Below are 17,551 nucleotides of genomic sequence, written 5' to 3'. Positions count from 1 at the left end.
GGGACACCGGGGACAGGATGATCGACGAGAAACAGCGGCAGGCCGCGCTCGAGAAGATGAACGTGCTCGACACCCCGCCGGATGAACGGGTCGATCGCGTCGCGCGGCTGGCCAAGGAGATGTTCGGCGTGCCGATGGTCAGCGTCGCGTTCCTGGACCGGGACCGCCAGTGGGCCAAGTCGCAGATCGGGCTGCGCCGCTCGGAGGGCCCGCGCAAGTATTCCTTCTGCGACCACACCGTGCGGCTGGAGAGCACGCTCGTGATCGAGGACGCGACGGCGACCGCCGAGTTCGCGGACAACCCGTATGTCGCCGGCGATCCGCATCTGCGCTTCTATGCCGGACACCCGCTGTTCGCCCCGGGCGGCGAGCCCGTCGGCACGCTCTGCGTGCTCGACACGGTCCCGCACGACTTCACCGAATCGCAGGCGGACCTGCTGCGCGACCTCGCCTTCTGGGTGCAGACCGAGCTGAACCAGGATTCCGAGCTGGACCATGCTCAGGTGATCCAGCGGGCCCTTCGTCCGCAGAGCGTCCCTGACCTCGACGGCTACACGATCGCCGCGGACTCCATGTCCCGAGGACAGCTCTCCGGTGACTTCTACGACCTGGCCGTGCGCGACGGCGTGCTGCGTGTGACGCTGGCCGACGCGATGGGCAAGGGCGCCGGACCGGCTCTCGTGGCCGCCGGAGTCAGGGCCTCGCTGCGCACGGATCCGCACCGCCCCCTCGCGGAGGCGGTCGACGAGGCGGACCGTCTGCTCGAGGAGGATCTCGGCGACGTCGGCATGTTCGTCACCGTCGTGCACGCCGACATCGAGGCCGGCACGGGGCGCATCGAGCTCGTGGACGCAGGGCACGGTCTCGGCTTCATCGTGCGTGCGGACGGCGGCTGGCAGCGGCTGCGGTCGATGGGCCTGCCGCTCGGGATGGGCGGGGCCGGCCTCGAGGCGCGGGAAGCGGTGATCGCGGAGCTCGGCGTGGGGGACTGCTTCGTCTGCTGCAGCGACGGCCTGATCGACGTGCTCGATCAGGACGATCCGTTCGGGCACGTCCAGCGCGTCATCCGCGATCTCGGCCCCCGCGGGGCTGTCGCGGAGGCGATGCGGCTGTCGCGGGGCGACCGCGCGACCGACGACATCACCGTCCTCGTCGTCAGGCGGGACCGGTGACCGCGAGGCTCATCGCCATCCGGATCCTCGCCCTGCTCTCGGTGCTGCTCGGGGTGGACTACGTCGCCTGGCGGTGGCTGGACTCGGTGAACTGGTCGGCCTGGTGGATCGCGGTGCCGCTCGTCCTCGCCGAGACGTGCAGCCTCGTCGACACGTTCCTGTTCTGTCTCACGATGTGGCGGGCGAAGGATCGCCCCCGGCCGACCTCGGCGCCGCAGGGCACGGTCGACGTGTTCATCACGACCTACGACGAACCGCTCGAGCTGGTGATGACGACGGCGACCGCCGCGCAGCGCATCGCCTACCCGCATGAGACCTGGATCCTCGACGACGGAGCACGCCCCGCGCTCCGCGCGGCGGCGGAGAGCGCCGGGATCGGCTACGTCACGCGTTCCGAGGACTGGACGGGCAAGCCGCGTCACGCCAAGGCAGGCAACCTGAACAACGCTCTCTTCCGGACGGACGGTGAATTCCTGCTGATCCTCGACGCCGATCAGATCCCGGATCCGCTGATCCTGCACCGCACGCTCGGGTACTTCGCCGACGACCCCGAGGTCGCACTCGTGCAGACCCCGCAGTACTTCACGAACGTCGACGAGGCGGATCCCCTCGGCAGCCAGGCCCCGCTGTTCTACGGACCGATCCAGCAGGGCAAGGACGGCTGGAACGCCGCCTTCTTCTGCGGTTCGAACGCGGTGCTCCGCCGGGACGCGCTGATGCAGCTCGGGATCGTCGGCTACGTGCGCGACATCACCACCTCGACGAAGAAGGCGTTGCGCACCGGATCGGCCCTGCTCGCGCGGGAGGCGCGGCGCACCGACGACGAGTCGCTCGCGGCTCAGCTGCTGCTCGTGCGGGACGCGATCGGACACGCGAGAAGGCGCATCGCCGAAGGCACCCCGATCGACGAGGCCACGAACCACGTGCGGCGGGTGGCGCACCGCGCCTCGCAGGAGCTCGTGGCCGGTGACGTCGCGCAGATCCGCGCGGATCTCGAGACCATCGCCCGGCTTCCGATCGAACGCGATGCGGAACTGGACGCGGTGATCGTCGACGACACCGCCCTCGACGAACTCGCGACCGTCGAGCTGTCGCCGCTCGGGGCCGTCCAGGCCGTCACGCGGCTGCTCGACGTGCTGCGGATCGACCGAGGACACGAGGCGCAGCCCGTGCTGCCGCTCGCCACGATCTCGGTCACCGAGGACATGGCGACGGCCATGCAGCTGCATTCACTGGGCTGGCGCAGCGTCTACCACCACGAGATCCTCGCGCACGGGCTGGCGCCGGAGGATCTGCGCACCATGCTCACGCAGCGCCTGCGCTGGGCACAGGGCACGATCCAGGTCATGCTGCGGGACAACCCGCTGGTCAAACGCGGGCTCTCCGCGGGGCAGCGCCTGATGTACTTCGCGACCATGTGGAGCTACCTGTCGGGCTTCACCGCCGTCGTCTACCTGGCGGCACCCGTCATCTACCTGCTGTTCGGGATCATGCCCGTCGCCGCGTGGAGCGCCGACTTCTTCCTGCGTTTCCTGCCGTACTTCCTCCTCAACCAGGCGCTCTTCCTCGTCGTCGGACGCGGCATGCGCACCTGGCGCGGGCAGCAGTACTCGCTCGCGCTCTTCCCGGTCTGGATCCGGGCCTGCGGGACCGCGTTCGCGAACGTCGTCCTGGGCCGCCCGCTGAGCTTCGCGGTGACGCGCAAGGACGGCCGGGATCCGCGCGGGGTGCCCTGGCGCGAGATCTGGCCGCAGCTCGCCGCGATGGTCGTCCTCGTGGTCGCACTCGTCGTCGGAGTGATCAGGGTGCTGGTCGGCGCCGGAGACGGCACCGGTACGCTCGTCAACACCGTGTGGGTCCTCTACGACCTCCTGGTCTTCAGCGTCATCATCCAGGCGGCTCGCTATCGCGGCCCCGCCGCACGAACCGCAGTCCCGCCGAGCGGAGGAGAGGCATGAACATCACGACCAGGGAGCACAGCGACGTCGCGATCGTGGCGATCGCGGGACGTCTCACGGCGTCCGGAGCCCCGCAGCTGCGCAACGCCGTGAGCGACCTCGTGGACGCCGGCACCAGGAAGATCGTGATCGACCTCCACGAGACCGAGTTCATCGACTCGTCGGGGCTGGGCGCGCTCATCGGCGGTCTCAAGTGCGCCAGGCTCGCCCGCGGGGACCTGCGCATCGCCGCCGTGCCGGAGGCGGTGCGCACCGTGCTCCGGCTGACCAACCTCGACCGGGTCCTCAGCAGCCACGCGACGCCGGAGACGGCATTCGATGAGCAGTGACGGGCGTCTGACCCGCACGGTCCGCGGCGCCGCGGACCTCCCGTTCGTGGATGAGCTGCTCGGCACGCTCGACGGACTGTTCGCGCAGGCCCCTGCCGTTCCGGAACGCGACCGCACCCTGTTCTCTCTCGCACTGAGCGAGGTCGCGACGAACATCGCCCAGCACAGCACCCGTCCCGTCACGATGTCCGCGCACCTCGAAGTCGGCGCCGACCGGCTGTCCGCCGAGATCCGCGACGACGCCGACCCCGTCCGCATCGACTGGGCCGCCGTGCGACTCCCCGGCGAGCAGGCGGAATCCGGACGGGGGCTCGCGCTCGCGGTCGCCGTCCTCGACGAGCTGTCGCATCGGGCCGATCCTGCAGGCAACACCTGGGTGCTCGTCCGGCACGCGGACGGCGCGTCCACCGCGGACTGATCGCAGCTTCCACCCGTCTCGGCCTGTACCCGCCCCGGATTCCGGCGGATGATGGGATGCGGGGGCCGAGCGGGTGGGAGCAGAGCATGTCCGAGGATCACGTCGCCACGTCGCGCATCAGGATCGACGCGTTCGCCGACCGGGTGTGGCAGGTGCTGACGGACCCGCAGGCGGTGCGCGAGTTCATGTTCGGCACGACCGTCCTCACCGACTGGAAGCCGGGGAGCCCGATCCGCTGGCAGGGGGAGTGGCAGGGAAGGCCTATGAGGACAGGGGCGTGATCCTCGAGGCCGAACCGGGGCGGCGTCTGGTCTGCACGCACTTCAGCCCGCTCACCGGCAAGCCGGACGTCCCGGAGAACCACCACACGCTGACCTGGACGATCACGGGCGACGGCCCTGTCGAGCTGACGCTCAGCCAGGACAACAACGCGGACGAGGCCGCGGCGATGCATTCGAAGGCCATGTGGGACGACCTGGTGCAGACGGTCAAGGAGATCGCCGAACAGCGGGAGTGACCGACTCGCCGCCGTGGCAAGACTCGCTGAGCGACGGCCGCAGATCTCCGAGTCCACTGGGCGCTGAGCCCGGGCAGGTTCGCGACCACGAGGCGGTTCGCCTCGACGACGAACTCCTCCACGAGGTCCCGCGGAGCCGGCATCCTGGGGGAGTGCTGCCGGGAGGCTGCGGGGCGGCGCGCCGCGGATCCGTTGCCCGCGGTGCAGAAACCGTGCCATTGTCGGTACCACGTCAGCGCCGATGCCACGAGCCGCCCTGCGGCCCGCCCACCGGCGAAACCAGAGAGACGGGGGATCGCATGTCGCAGACCGATGCCACCCAGACACCGCACGCCGAAGACGGCCACGGTGCCGAGCACGCTGCCGAGCAGGCAGGCTACAAGAAGAGCCTGAACCGGCGGCAGGTGCAGATGATCGCGATCGGCGGCGCCATCGGCACCGGCCTGTTCCTCGGATCCGCGTCCCGTCTGCACAGCAACGGACCCGCGCTCGTGCTCAGCTACGCGCTCGTCGGCGTGATCGCCTACTTCCTGATGCGTTCGCTCGGCGAGCTGGTGCTGTACCGCACCACGTCCGGCGCCTTCGTGTCGTGGATGCGCGAGTTCTTCGGCGAGAAGGCCGCGTACTACACGGGCTGGATGTACTGGACGAACTGGGCGCTCACCGGCATCGCCGAGCTGAGCGCGGTCGGCCTGTACATCCAGTACTGGTGGCCGCAGATGCCCACCTGGGCCACCGTGCTCATCGCGCTGGCCGTCGTGCTCGTGGTGAACCTGCTCTCGGCGAAGGCGTTCGGCGAGTTCGAGTTCTGGGCGTCGGTGCTCAAGGTGACCGCGATCGTCGTGTTCATCGTCGTCGGGATCATCGTCGTGGCGTTCAGCTTCGACGTGGGCGGGCACCGCGCCGGGATCCAGAACCTGTGGTCCAATCCGGGCGGCTTCTGGCCGACCGGAGGAGGCTTCGCCTGGTACGGGCCGATCATCGTGATGTCGGGCGTCGTGTTCGCCTACGCGGCGATCGAGATGGTCGGCATCGCAGCGGGGGAGATGGAGGATCCGAAGCGCGAGGTGCCGAAGGCCGTCAACTCGGTCATCATGCGGATCGCGGTGTTCTACTGCGGCGCGCTGCTCCTGCTCGTGTGCATCCTGCCGACGAGCGAGTTCACGCCGGGCATCAGCCCGTTCGTGACCGTGTTCGGCCGGATGGGCATGCCCTGGATGGCGAACGTCATCCAGGCGATCCTCATCGTCGCGGCGATGTCGTCCCTCAACTCCGGGCTGTACACGACCGGCCGGGTGCTGCGCAGCCTCGGGATGGCGAAGCAGGCGCCCGGATTCACGCTGAGGATGAGCGAGTCCGGCGTCCCCTGGGCCGGCATCGTGATGACGGCCGTGGTCTACGTGTTCGGATCCATCCTGAACGCGGTCAGCCCCGACGCCTTCGAGATCGCCCTCGAGGCGGCCTCGATCGCGGTGGTGTTCACCTGGGGCACGATCTTCGTCTGCCAGCTGCGGCTGCGAAGACTCACCGACAGGGGAGTGCTCCCGCCGAGCGCCTTCCGAGCGCCGGGCACTCCGTGGACGAGCTATCTCGGTCTCGCCTTCCTGGTCTTCGTGCTCGTGGGCATGGCGATCTCCGGCTGGCAGGCCTCGCCGTACTTCTGGCACAAGACGGGTTTCGTCGTGGTGGTGATCGGGATCCCCGCGCTCATCGTCATCTTCGAGCTCGGCTGGCTGATCGTGAAGAAGAGGGTCTTCGCGCACACCGGCGGCCGCATGCTCAGCAAGTGGACCGACTCAGGGCTGCGCTATCCGCCGCAGCCGTCCGGGCCGCGCACCGAGTCGATCGCCGCGCTCGGCACCGTCCAGTTCGAGACCGACGAGTGGGACGACGACGATGAGGATGCGGAGGAAGAGGAGGAGCACGCGGCGCACGGCCCTGCGCACCTCGAGATGCACGAATGGGACAACCTCGAGGAGCCGGACAAGAACCCGCCGGATCCCGACGACGAGCACAGGGAAGGCAGGAAGTGACATGCGCCGCCTGACCGCCGTCGCCGTCGGCCTGCTGGCCGCCTCTCTGCTCGCCGCAGGATGCTCCTCGACGACCCCGACCAGCACCGGCGACAACAGCGCGACCGGATCCGGATCCCTCACGATCGGCATCGCCGACGATCTGCCCGGAGTGAGCCTGAAGACGGACGCGGGCTACGCCGGGTTCGACATCGACACCGCCAACTACGTCGCAGGCAGGCTCGGCGTGCCCACGAAGAACATCACCTGGCAGCGCCTCGACCAGGACGAGCGGGTGAGCGCGCTCACCTCGGGAAAAGTCGACATGGTCGTCTCGACCTTCTCGATCACCGCCGAGCGGGAGAAGCAGATCGCCTTCGCCGGGCCGTACTTCGTGGCGCATCAGGACCTGCTGATCCGCCGCAACGACGACACGATCACCGGTCCTGAGACGCTCGACGGCAAGAAGGTGTGCGCCGCCGCCGGCACCACCTCGATCGACTATCTCACCGCGCACTACCGGGGGAAGATCACCGTGGTGAAGGTGCCGTCCTGGTCGGAGTGCGTGCGCGACCTCGCCGCGGGGACCGTGGACGCGGTGTCGACGGACGACCTGATCCTGGCCGGGTTCGCGACGCTCCCCGAATACAAGGGCATACTCCGCGTGATCGGGAAGGGGTTCACCGACGAGGACTACGGCATCGGCCTGAAGCAGGGCGACAACCGCCTCGACCAGGTGCGCTCGGCGCTGAAGGAGTACATCTCGTCGGGCGCGTGGAAGAAGTCGCTCGACGCGAACATCGCGCCGTCCGGCTACGCGATCCCGGCGCCCCCGACCGTGAAGTAGGCCGGTCCGGCCGCAGCAAGGTGTGAGGTCCCCCTCCCCGGTCGACGGGCAGGGGGACCTCTCCGGATCAGGACACCCGGTCGGAACACCCTTTTCAGGACCCCCCGGTTCAGGACGCCCCGGTTCAGAACACCGGCGTCCCCGCGCGCACCAGCTGCCAGTTCACGACGTGGAAGTCCTTCGGATCGATGACGCCCGCCGCCGTGGCGTACGACACGATCGCCTCGCGGATCGCGACCTGCGCGTTGTAGACGACCGGCGCGGTGGCGATGTGCGGGAAGCCGCCGCCGCCGGACTGCCGGTAGTTGTTCACCGCGACCACGAACCTCTGTGCCGGATCGACCGGCGTGCCGTCCCAGGCCAGGTTCAGGATCCGGGATCCCTGCGGCTGCGAGATGTCGATGTCGTAGGTCACCCCAGAGAACTGGTCGTAGTTGTAGTCCGGGATGCTCGCGGCGTTCGTCCAGCTCGCCGGGTCCACGGGTGCGCCGGGCGGGACCTGCTGGAAGTACTTCGCCGAGTACTCCAGGTAGTCCTTGATCTGTGCGCCTGTGAGCACGGACGCCATCAGCGTGTTGTCGTAGATGTACAGGCCCGCCACGTCGCGGATGGTCACCTGCCCGGCGGGGAAGGTCGCCTGGCGGTTGAACGGGGCCGCGATCGACACGATCGGCAGCGCGGCCTCCGGCGTGCCGGCGATCGCCTTCGCGACGGTGTCCACCTGGACCTTGTTGACGTAGTCGAGGATCGCCGTGTCCTTCCAGCACGACTCCGCCGCGGACAGCTCCTCGGTGGACGTCGCGACCGGCTTGTTCACGTACGCGACCACGGCGTCGTGCTGGGCCTGCACGAGCGAGACCATCGCCGGGTCGTCCTGGACGGTGTTGGTGTTGACGTTGGTGGCCTTCTTGGACACGATCGTCCACTTGCCCCTGACCTGCTGCAGCTCGAGGTCGAAGACGCTGAGCCGCTGGCCCCAGCACATCGGCTCGCTGAGCACGACCTGCTGCCCGGTGGTGGCGTTGGCGACGAAGCGCTGCGGGATGTCCTTGTGCGCGTGTCCGAACAGGATCGCGTCGATGCCGGGCACCTGCTCCGCGAGGATCCCCGCCGCGTTCTCGTTCGGCAGGGCGTCACCGTACGAGGAGGTGCCGCTGTCGCCGGAGTGCACGCTCACCACGAGCACGTCGACGCCCTGGTCGCGGATCACCGGCACCCAGCGCTTCGCGGTCTCGACGATGTCGAGCACCTCGAGCTTGCCGCTCACGTTGGCCTTGTCCCAGATCACGATGCCCGGGTTGGTCAGGCCCAGCACGCCGACGCGGATCGGCTTGAAGCCCGGGATCGTGAGCGTCTTGATGGTGTACGGGGTGTATGCGGGCACCGTCGTGCCGGCGTGCACGGCGTTGGCGCCGAGCACCGGGGCCTGCATCTGCGAGATCCAGGTGTCGAGGAAGTCGAGGCCGTAGTTGAACTCGTGGTTGCCGAGGGCGACGGCGTCGTAGCCGATCGCGTTCATCTGGGCGGCCATCGGGTGGATGGCGCCGCCCTTCGTGATCGGGTCGACGGTCGCATAGTAGAAGCCGAGCGGTGTGCCCTGGATCGTGTCGCCGGCATCGAACAGCAGCGTGCGCTCGCGCCCGCGGTCCGCGCGGATCTGATTCACGACGCTCGACACCCGGGACAGGCCGACGACGTTGCCGGCCTTGTCGCCGTACTCGGCGTCCTTGTAGTAGTCCCAGTTGACCGCGTGCGAGTGGATGTCCGACGAGCCCATGATCGTGATCGTCACGGACTTGCCGATGCCGCCGGCGGCCGCGGAGGCCTGATCCGAACTCGTCGCGACCCAGCCGGCCGCGGCGAGGGCGCTCGCCGCGGACACCCCGGACAGGAATCCGCGACGGCTCAGTCCAGAGCGGCGCTCCTGCTCGACGTCGTCGGGGACGGCGCACGAGCACCAGCGGGGTTCCGGCGCGTCGGCATGGCGGTGGAGATGTGTTTCATCTGTCATGAAGCCCGATGAAACCATGCCCGGGATGCGCGGACAACAACGACGCGTGAACACTCGGTCGCTCTGCGCAGATGAGCGCGCTGGCCGGTGTTCTCCACCCTGGCGAGCATGCGACGGCGCTCCGGCGACCCCTCCGCTGCCCGGACCGTCGCGGGGAGCCGACAATAGCGGGATCGTGCCCCGGGCGGAACCCCCGGGGCGCGACGCGCTGCCGTGCGTACGCTGAAGTCCCGACCCGGAAGGAACGAGAATGCTCACGAAGATGACCGCATCCATCGTCGTCGATGTCCCCGTGCGGCAGGCGTACGACCAGTGGACCCAGTTCGAGGACTTCCCGCGGTTCATGTCCGCGGTCGAGCGGGTCGAGCAGCTCGACGAGGTGCGCACGCGCTGGGACACGGAGATCGGCGGCGTGAAGAGGTCGTTCGAGGCGAAGATCACCGAGCAGACCCCCGACGAGCGGATCCGCTGGGCGAGCCTCGACGGGGAGACCCTCGCCGGCGAAGTGCGGTTCGCGAGCGCTCCGGACGGCACGCTGGTGGAGCTCGAGATGATCTGGCACCCGGAGAGCTTCACGGAGCGCGTGGGAGCGGCTCTGGGGCTCGACGATCACGCCGCGCAGCGCGACCTGCAGCACTTCAAGGACTTCATCGAGGGACGCGAGTCCTCGACGGGCGCCTGGCGCGGCACCGTCTCGGATGAGACCACGGACGACGGCTCGCGGGGCGAGCCGGTCTGACGGGCCGGACTCTGCTGCGGCCGGCGCGGGTCAGAAGACGTTCGACTCGAGCCAGGCCAGCGGGTCGATCGCGCTGTCGTTGATGTGCACCTCGAAGTGCAGGCAGGATCCGACGGTCCACCCGGTGTTGCCGACGCGACCGAGGAACTGCCCGGCGGTGACGCATTCGCCGACCTGCACGGCGCGGGTGCCGTACTCCATGTGCGCGTACAGGGTGGAGACGGCGTTGCTGCCGCTCAGCGCGGGGTGGGCGATCTCGACGCTCACGCCGTAGCCCTGGTAGCTCTCCTGCGACATCGTGACGCAGCCGTCCGCGGCGGCGTAGATCGGGGTGCCGATCGGGGCGGCGAAGTCCTGGCCCATGTGGCTGCGGCCGGTGCGCGGGGCGCCGAACCCGTCCGTCAGGGTGTACGAGCCGGCGGCCATCGGGTAGATGACCTGCCCGGGCTTCGCGATGGAGGCGACACCGGTCTTCGCGGCGGCCGCGGTCGCCGCCTGCATCGCGCTGAGCTCGGTGGGCGTGGTGGCGGTGAACGTGCCGTGCACCTGGACGTCGGGGAGGACTCCGCTCGACGCGGTGAACGACTGGGCGCGGATGTCCGAGGCGGCGCTGGTCGTCGAGGCGTTGCCGTCCTGCGCGTGGACGAGACCGATCGCGGGCAGCGCGGTGCCGACGACGAGCGCGGTGATGGCGAGCGCCGCACCCGTGGTGCGGCTGACGTGCTTCGCCGACCGGCGCGGACGACCCGGCGCGACGCCGATCTGCGGCTTCGTGGGAGCGGCCGGCGCCGTGCGGGCCCGGGCCTTCGGACGCTTCGGGCCGGCGGGCACGGCCTGCGGAACAGCGGCGACCTGCGGGATCGGGCCGGCCTGCGGGATCGGGCCGGCCGGCGGAACCGGCGCGGGGGCGGGTGCGGCGAATGCGGCCGGAATGGTGGCGACCGGCTGAGCCGGGGCCGACAGGACCTCGTCGCGCGCGGCAGATCGGGAGAGCCGTGCCGCTTCTTCACGCAGCTCCCGGCGGGAGCGGGGCGCGGACGTTCCGGGGGTGACCGACGGAGCATCCAGCATCTGGGCAGAAGAGGGCGCGGTTTCGGTGGATCGCGAACTGATGATGTGCTCCTCGGGCAGCGGAGAGTGTTACAACTCCGTAATAATACGGATAGTTCCTGAGAGTTCCATACATTCGAACGCTCTTCGGCGTGCCGCGGACCGCTCGCGGACGGCGGGCGGCCGCGGCCTCAGCGGCCGCCGTCGCGGTTGGTGATGGTCTCCACGAGCGCGAGATACTCCTTCGGAGTGGCGCTGGGAAGGTACGCGCTGCCGATCGCCAGGCCGATCGCGGCGAGCCGCGCCGGATCCGCGTACGCCATGTAGATGGTCTCGTAGCGCGGGTTGAACTTGCTCTTGAACCGGAACAGCGAGGTGAACCCGTACGCGGGTTCGAGCATCTGTCCGAGCCAGCCCAGGAGGCGGTCCATGACCGTGGCATCCACGGCCTCGTGGCCCGGCTTCGTCGCGAGCGGGGCGCCGGAGAGGCTGAGGATCCGGGCGCCCTGCTCCTTCATGTGCAGCGCCGCGGACGCGATGACGAACTCCATGATCCCGGACATGGATCCGTCGCCGCGGCGCATGAAGTCGATGGTCCAGCCGGTGATCCTCCCGTCCGTCCAGCTCGGCAGCCAGCTGGTGGTCGCCTGGATCGTGCCCTCCCGGTCGATCGCGAGGAAGATCCCGACATCGGGATCCTTGAGCTCCTCCGTCCCGCCGAGCGTGAAGCCCATCTCCGGCAGCTTCTTGTTCGCCACCCACTCCTCGCTCACCGCCAGGATCTGCGCCGCGTACTTCGGCGGGAGGTCGGCCCACGTCGACCACAGGGTGGTGATGCCCTCGCGCTGACCGCGGTTCAGCGGCTGCCGCACCTTCTGCCAGGCCTTGCCGGTCAGCTCGAGGCCGGGCAGATCGAGCACGGTCTCCTCGCCGACCGACAGGTACTGCCAGCCGAACGACCGGAAGATCGGCAGGTACCTCTCGTGGAAGCTGTAGAAGCAGGCGGACCATCCCTGCGACTCGCAGTGATGCACGAACCCCTCGATGACGTCCCGTTCCGCGCCCTCGGCGCAGACCGGGTCCGACATGGTCAGCGCCACGCCGTTGATGACGCGGTAGGCCACCGCGCCCTCGCCGTCGGGCGAGAACCAGTAGATGTTGCCCGGCCACGTGCCCATGAACCCGAGCGTGCCGCCGCCGCCCGCCCGCAGCAGCTCGCGGAAGCGCGCCTCCTCGTCAGCGCTGCGGGCGAGCAGCGTCGCCCGGTAGAGCCGCACCATGGCGACGATGAAGACGGCCCAGAACAGCACGCCGGCCCACTGATACGCGACCAGGGCCACGCCGTCGACGGGGATGGCCTCCTCGGTCGGGGGCGGCAGGAAGCCGGCCGGCACGAAGGGACGCAGGATGTCCGCCAGCAGGCCTCCGATCGTGGGGCGGCCGTCGAGGTAGTTCTCGCCGTCGGCGAGGCCGATCGCCGTGTACCCGGCCGCGAGCACGATCCAGGCGACGGCGATGGTCGCCAGGAACTGCAGCGCGGCCCGGCGCGGCGCCCTGACCTGGAACCGGCGCCGGGTCGCGACGAGGAGCCCGGCGACCAGGAGCGGCACGAGCGTCGCGAGCACGATCGCGATCGCGTCCTCCGCGCGCAGGAGATCGCGCGTCTTCTGGTTCAGCAGCTCGGTCACGCCGAGCACGCCGCCGGTGAGGGCGGCGATCGCGACGTCGACGACGAGCGCGAGGATCCAGGCCGCGCGACGGCCGGTGCGCAGCCCCCAGGCGGCCAGCAGCGTCAGCAGCAGCGGGACCAGGCTGACCAAGAACGGGCCGGGACCCGCGGTGAGGATGGCGTCGGCCTGCCGGACGCAGTCGGCGGTGAAGTCGCTGGAGCAGGATTTCGGCAGCTCCGTCTCGGTGATCGGAGCGAATCCGGCGACCACCGCGCTGAGGGGTGCCGCGAAGGATCCGGAGACGAGCACGATGATCGGGCCGAGGCCCGTCGCGGCGACGACGGCGGCGACGATCGTGCGCACCTCCCGAAAGGAGCTGCGGTGCCAGGCGCCGAGGACGGCGCCCCGCGAGACGAAGGCGCCGGCGACCAGCCCGAGCACGCCGGCGATGAGCCGGAAGACGCTGTCGCTGTCGCCCGCATAGAGCGCGAACATCAGCAGCAGCGTGAAGCCGACCACGCGGATCCGGCGCTGCCACAGCACGGGGGTCAGCGCGCTCGCCGCCATGATCATGCCGACGACGCCGAGGGACGGATCCAGCACGAGGTCGAGGCTCGCCATCGCGCCCCAGTCGGATCCCCAGGCGAGGGTGAGCGCCTGCAGCCCGACGCCGAGGAGGATCGAGACGATCCCGGTCCCGAGGAACAGCACGATCGCGCGGACGGTGCCCAGCCGGTGCTCCGCGTACGCGCCGGCGGTCAGCGTGAGCAGGACGACCAGGATCCCGCCGATCAGCGAGTCGACCAGGACCAGCGCGGTGACGGGGGTCCACCAGTACGCGAGCTGTCCGGTCGTGATCAGGCCGGCGGCGAGCTCGTCGGGGAACCGCCCCCAGAAGGTGCCCGACGCGATTCCGCCGATGAGCGTGACCGCGGCCAGCGCGACGCTGAACGGGTGAGAGCGCAGGTACTTCCCGGCGGGGCCGTCCTCGCGGGACGCGGACGGCGGGCGAGGCGGCCCCGGATCCGGGGCTGCGGCGGGGGAGGACGAGTGCTCCGGCGTTGTCATGCGCATGCTCTCTGTGCGGGGACGGCGTGGTGTGCGTGCGGTGGCTGCTTCTCAGGGTGCCGTCAGACGGGGGTGCTTGTACAGCGGCTCCCCTGTGGACGGGATGCCGCCTCAGGGACCGTCTGCGGTGAGCCCTGCCATTCCGCGCGCCGCGGACGTACGCTGGACGGGAGAGATGCGCATCTCCCGATGGGAGGAACAGCGATGGACAGCAACGAATCCGCACGCTCGGAGCAGGACGGCGATCCGCGCGATCGGCTCGAGGGCAGGTACACCGAGGTCGACGGCGAGCCGGAGCCGGAGCGCACCGTGCACGGCCAGTACACGCGCACCGAGCGCGGCGGTCCCGACCCCGATGCCGAGGGCACCTATGCCGACGCGGCGCACGCGGACGGTGCCTCCTCCGAGGAGCACCACTCGACGCACGACCGGCACGGCAAGTACAACCGGCGCGACCAGCACTAGGACCGGCGCGAGCGGCCGTCGTCAGTCCGCGGCGAGCACTCCGGCGCCGTCGCGGCGCTCGAAGACGAGCTGGGTCTCGGTGGCCCTGACCACGTCGTGCACGGTGATCCGCTCGAGCACGATGTCGCGCAGGGCGGAGGCGTCGGCGACCGCGACGTGCACCAGGAAGTCGTCGGCGCCCGCGATGTGGAACACCTGCAGCACGCCCGGCGTGCCCTGCAACGCGTCGAACAGGCCCTCGACCAGGCTCTTGCTGTGATTGCCGAGGCGCACCCGGATCACGGCCTGCACGGGGCGGCCCAGCGCGCCCGGATCGAGGGCGAGACGGGTGCCCAGGATCACGCCCCTGCTGCGCAGCGCGCGCAGCCGGAACGCGCACGTCGACGCCGGGACCGCCAGCGCGGCGGCCACATCCTTGATCGACAGGTCGGGATGGTCCGACAGCGCGGCGAGGATCCTCAGGTCGAGCGCGTCGACCGCGGAGTTCGGCATGGCGGTCAAATTCCGCTCCCTCCGGATGGCTTCCGTTGCTCGTCCGACAAGAATCGCAGCGTACGGGCCGCAACGCAACAAGGATGCTGGCGATCCTCTGCGGCGAGAGGGATCCTGGTCGGATGATGTACGACCCGCACGACCAGCCGCCGTCCGATCGCCCTCAGCACCCCGACACGATCGCCGTTCACGCCGGACGCGCCGATCTGGCTTCCCTCGGCGTGCACGCCCCGCCGATCGACCTCTCCTCGACGAACCCGCTGCCGGACATCCGGCACGGCGGCGACTCCTACGAGTCGATGGCGAACGGAGGCCATCCGCTGCCGGACGGCGGCAACGTGTACGCCCGCCTCTGGAACCCGACGGTCGCGCGGTTCGAGGAGGGGCTCGCCGAGCTCGAGCACGCCGAGGCCGCGGTCGCGTTCTCCTCCGGCATGGCGGCGATGACCGCCGCGATCCTGGCGCACACGAACGCGAAGGGACTGCGCCACATCGTCGCGGTGCGGCCGCTCTACGGCGGCACCGATCACCTGCTCGATTCGGGCCTGCTCGGCGCGGAGGTCGCGTTCTGCGCCGAGGACGAGGTGCGCGCTGCGATCCGGCCGGACACCGGCCTCGTCGTCGTGGAGACCCCGGGCAACCCCACCCTCGACCTCGTCGACATCGCCGCCGTCGTCGCCCAGGCGGGGGAGGTGCCCGTGCTCGTCGACAACACCTTCGCGACTCCGCTGCTGCAGAACCCGCTCGACCTGGGCGCCCGGATGTCGCTGCACAGCGCGACGAAGTACCTCGGCGGGCATGGCGACGTGATCGCCGGGGCGATCGCGTGCTCCGAGGAGACCGCGCAGGCGCTGCGGCGGGTGCGCGCGATCACCGGGGCGCTGCTGCACCCGCTCGGCGCATACCTGCTGCACCGGGGCCTTGCGACGCTGCCGGTGCGGCTGGAGCGGCAGCAGCGGTCCGCCGAGCAGATCGTGGCCTGGCTCGCCGAGCAGCCCGAGGTCGCCGAGGTGTTCTACCCCGGCATCGGGGACCACCGCGGCCTGGTCCCGCGGCAGATGCGCGGCGGCGGCGCGATGATCGCGATCCGGCTGCGCGACGGCTATGCGGCCGCGGAGGCGCTCACCGGAGCCGTCCAGCTGTTCACCCACGCGGTGTCTCTCGGCGGCGTGGACTCGTTCGTGCAGCATCCCGCCGCGCTGACGCATCGTCCGGTCGCGGCAGCGGCGCGCCCCGGCTCCGACATCGTGCGGCTCTCGATCGGGCTGGAGCATCCGGAGGATCTGATCGGCGACCTCGCGCGGGCGCTGAGCCGGGTGACGACCGCCGTCGGCTGAGCCGCGGGACGCACCTCGCTGCTCTCCGCAGCGAGGAGACGGCGGCGCGGAGCGGTGTCGGAGGCCTCGGGCAGACTGGTGCGGTGACCGGTATGAGATCGTTCTGGACCGCCCTGCCCGCCGAGGGGCGATGGCTGCTGTCGACCGTCGCGATCCAGACGCTCGGCCGCGGCATGACCCTGCCGTTCACGATCATCTACCTCCATGAGGCGCGCGGCTTCGACCTGGGCCTGGCGGGCGCGCTGATGAGCATCATCGCGGTCACCGGGCTCGTCGTGACCGGCCCGGGCGGGACGCTCATCGACCGCTACGGGGCGCGGCGGATCCTGCTCGCCGGCCTGACCGCGATGATCGCGGGCTGCGCCCTGCTCGCGTTCGCGACCTCTCCCGTGGTCGCGGCGGTCTCGCTGGTGCTGATCGGCGTGAACTTCGGGGTCTCCTGGCCCGGGTTCAACGCCCTGATCGCGACGATCGTCGACGGCGAGGTGCGCCAGCAGTACTTCGGCGTGAACTTCGCGCTGGTCAACCTCGGGATCGGTGCGGGCGGCATCTTCGGCGGCTTCTTCGTCGACGTGCACCGGCCGGAGACGTTCACCGCCATCTTCCTGATCGACGCCGCGAGCTCGCTCATCCCGATGGCGCTGCTGCTCGGGCCGCTGCGGCACGTGCGCACGCACGCGGATCCGGAGGAGGGCAGCGCGCCCGTCGACGGATACCGGGAGATCCTGCGCCGCCCTGCCGTGCTCTGGCTGACCCTGCTGACGTTCCTCGCGGTGTTCATCGGCTACGGCCAGATGGAGGCGGGCTTCCCGGCCTTCGCGCGGCAGGTCTCCGGGGTGTCGACCCAGGTGATCGGCTTCGCGTTCGCCGTGAACACCGCCGTGATCGTGCTGCTGCAGTTCGCCGTGCTGAAGGTGATCACGGGGCGCCGGCGCACCCGTGTGATGCAGGTGATGGCGCTCATCTGGGGCGTGTCCTGGGTGCTGCTGGGGCTCACCGGGCTGCTGCCGGACTCGCTCGCCGCCGCGATCGGCGTGCTCGCGTTCATGGGCGTCTTCGCCTTCGGGGAGACCATGCTGCAGCCGACCGTCCCCGCGATCTACAACGACCTCGCCTCCGAACGGAACCGCGGCCGCTACAACGCGATCAACTCCGCCGCCTTCCAGGGCGGCGCGATCGCGGGTCCCGTCGCGGCAGGACTCCTGCTCGGGGAGGGACGGCAGCTCTGGTTCATCGTGGCGATGGTCGCAGGCCCCGTGCTGATCTGCCTCCTCGCCCTCGTGCTCGAGCGGCGCATCCCGGGCCCGGCGAACGGCGTGACCGAGGACGTGGAGGCCGCCGCGAAGCCGGCATGACCCGTCGCGTCCGACCGTTGCGCGTCTGCGCCGCGCCCTCCAGGATGGGGGGCGATGCATTCGTTCGGATCGGTAACCATTCCGCGGCGCGTGCGGGATGACCGGATCGAC

At 70.2% G+C, this 17,551-nt stretch carries 16 protein-coding genes; 12 read left to right on the top strand and 4 right to left on the bottom strand.

What is annotated here, in order from left to right:
• The first annotated feature begins 17 nt into the window (after window positions 1-17).
• The 8 genes from ACTJJZ_RS07475 to ACTJJZ_RS07440 all read left to right on the top strand — a co-directional run bounded on the left by ACTJJZ_RS07475 (window position 18) and on the right by ACTJJZ_RS07440 (window position 7,253).
• On the top strand, window positions 18-1,172 hold the full coding sequence (locus tag ACTJJZ_RS07475; protein ID WP_440720549.1) for a PP2C family protein-serine/threonine phosphatase: 1,155 nt from the start codon (window positions 18-20) through the stop codon (window positions 1,170-1,172).
• On the top strand, window positions 1,169-3,130 hold the full coding sequence (locus tag ACTJJZ_RS07470; protein ID WP_440720548.1) for a glycosyltransferase family 2 protein: 1,962 nt from the start codon (window positions 1,169-1,171) through the stop codon (window positions 3,128-3,130). Before ACTJJZ_RS07475 ends, ACTJJZ_RS07470 begins: the two co-directional genes overlap by 4 nt.
• Entirely contained in the window at window positions 3,127-3,459 is a 333-nt protein-coding gene (locus ACTJJZ_RS07465; RefSeq protein ID WP_440720547.1) for an STAS domain-containing protein, read from the top strand. The genes ACTJJZ_RS07470 and ACTJJZ_RS07465 overlap by 4 nt, the downstream gene beginning before the upstream one ends.
• Window positions 3,449-3,877 carry an ATP-binding protein gene (locus tag ACTJJZ_RS07460; RefSeq protein ID WP_440720546.1) on the top strand — a complete coding sequence of 143 codons (429 nt, stop codon included), beginning with the start codon at window positions 3,449-3,451 and terminating at the stop codon, window positions 3,875-3,877. Before ACTJJZ_RS07465 ends, ACTJJZ_RS07460 begins: the two co-directional genes overlap by 11 nt.
• 86 nt (window positions 3,878-3,963) lie before the next feature.
• On the top strand, window positions 3,964-4,158 hold the full coding sequence (locus ACTJJZ_RS07455; protein ID WP_440720545.1) for an SRPBCC domain-containing protein: 195 nt from the start codon (window positions 3,964-3,966) through the stop codon (window positions 4,156-4,158).
• The gene (locus ACTJJZ_RS07450; RefSeq protein WP_440720544.1) at window positions 4,155-4,394 is read left to right on the top strand and encodes an SRPBCC family protein; all 240 of its coding nucleotides are present in this window, start codon (window positions 4,155-4,157) and stop codon (window positions 4,392-4,394) included. Before ACTJJZ_RS07455 ends, ACTJJZ_RS07450 begins: the two co-directional genes overlap by 4 nt.
• A 299-nt stretch (window positions 4,395-4,693) precedes the next feature.
• Window positions 4,694-6,427, top strand: a complete 1,734-nt coding sequence (locus tag ACTJJZ_RS07445) for an amino acid permease (RefSeq protein ID WP_440720543.1) — start codon at window positions 4,694-4,696, stop codon at window positions 6,425-6,427.
• A 1-nt stretch (window position 6,428) separates the two neighbouring features.
• Window positions 6,429-7,253 carry a glutamate ABC transporter substrate-binding protein gene (locus tag ACTJJZ_RS07440; protein ID WP_440720542.1) on the top strand — a complete coding sequence of 275 codons (825 nt, stop codon included), beginning with the start codon at window positions 6,429-6,431 and terminating at the stop codon, window positions 7,251-7,253.
• 124 nt (window positions 7,254-7,377) lie between these two features.
• On the opposite strand, the gene ACTJJZ_RS07435 is transcribed toward ACTJJZ_RS07440, so the two are convergent.
• On the bottom strand, window positions 7,378-9,264 hold the full coding sequence (locus ACTJJZ_RS07435; RefSeq protein ID WP_440720541.1) for a bifunctional metallophosphatase/5'-nucleotidase: 1,887 nt from the start codon (window positions 9,262-9,264) through the stop codon (window positions 7,378-7,380).
• A 262-nt stretch (window positions 9,265-9,526) separates the two neighbouring features.
• Here ACTJJZ_RS07435 and ACTJJZ_RS07430 point away from each other — a divergent pair, with 262 nt between their 5' ends.
• Window positions 9,527-10,003, top strand: a complete 477-nt coding sequence (locus tag ACTJJZ_RS07430) for an SRPBCC family protein (protein ID WP_440720540.1) — start codon at window positions 9,527-9,529, stop codon at window positions 10,001-10,003.
• A 30-nt stretch (window positions 10,004-10,033) separates the two neighbouring features.
• Here the strand turns inward: ACTJJZ_RS07430 and ACTJJZ_RS07425 are convergent, their stop codons facing one another.
• Both ACTJJZ_RS07425 and ACTJJZ_RS07420 read right to left on the bottom strand, forming a co-directional pair.
• Window positions 10,034-11,074 carry a M23 family metallopeptidase gene (locus ACTJJZ_RS07425; RefSeq protein ID WP_440720539.1) on the bottom strand — a complete coding sequence of 347 codons (1,041 nt, stop codon included), beginning with the start codon at window positions 11,072-11,074 and terminating at the stop codon, window positions 10,034-10,036.
• Between the two features lie 170 nt (window positions 11,075-11,244).
• On the bottom strand, window positions 11,245-13,791 hold the full coding sequence (locus tag ACTJJZ_RS07420) for a bifunctional lysylphosphatidylglycerol flippase/synthetase MprF (RefSeq protein ID WP_440720538.1): 2,547 nt from the start codon (window positions 13,789-13,791) through the stop codon (window positions 11,245-11,247).
• Between the two features lie 204 nt (window positions 13,792-13,995).
• Between ACTJJZ_RS07420 and ACTJJZ_RS07415 the strand changes: the two genes are divergently transcribed.
• Window positions 13,996-14,256, top strand: coding sequence for a hypothetical protein (locus ACTJJZ_RS07415; protein ID WP_440720537.1), 261 nt, complete (start codon window positions 13,996-13,998; stop codon window positions 14,254-14,256).
• 21 nt (window positions 14,257-14,277) lie between these two features.
• Here ACTJJZ_RS07415 and ACTJJZ_RS07410 read toward each other — a convergent pair whose 3' ends face one another.
• A complete protein-coding gene (locus ACTJJZ_RS07410) occupies window positions 14,278-14,748 on the bottom strand; it encodes an Lrp/AsnC family transcriptional regulator (protein WP_440720693.1) in 471 nt (156 codons plus the stop codon).
• A gap of 122 nt (window positions 14,749-14,870) precedes the next feature.
• On the opposite strand from ACTJJZ_RS07410, the gene ACTJJZ_RS07405 reads away from it, so the two are divergent.
• Both ACTJJZ_RS07405 and ACTJJZ_RS07400 read left to right on the top strand, forming a co-directional pair.
• Window positions 14,871-16,085: a trans-sulfuration enzyme family protein gene (locus ACTJJZ_RS07405; protein WP_440720536.1), complete on the top strand. Its 1,215-nt coding sequence runs from the start codon at window positions 14,871-14,873 to the stop codon at window positions 16,083-16,085.
• A 92-nt stretch (window positions 16,086-16,177) separates the two neighbouring features.
• Window positions 16,178-17,440, top strand: a complete 1,263-nt coding sequence (locus ACTJJZ_RS07400; RefSeq protein ID WP_440720692.1) for an MFS transporter — start codon at window positions 16,178-16,180, stop codon at window positions 17,438-17,440.
• Window positions 17,441-17,551: the final 111 nt, after the last annotated feature.

The organism is Microbacterium sp. 22242 (assembly GCF_052045495.1).
GTDB lineage: Bacteria > Actinomycetota > Actinomycetes > Actinomycetales > Microbacteriaceae > Microbacterium.
Note: the sequence above shows the minus strand (reverse complement) of the source record. Positions and strands in the feature narration are given on the sequence as shown.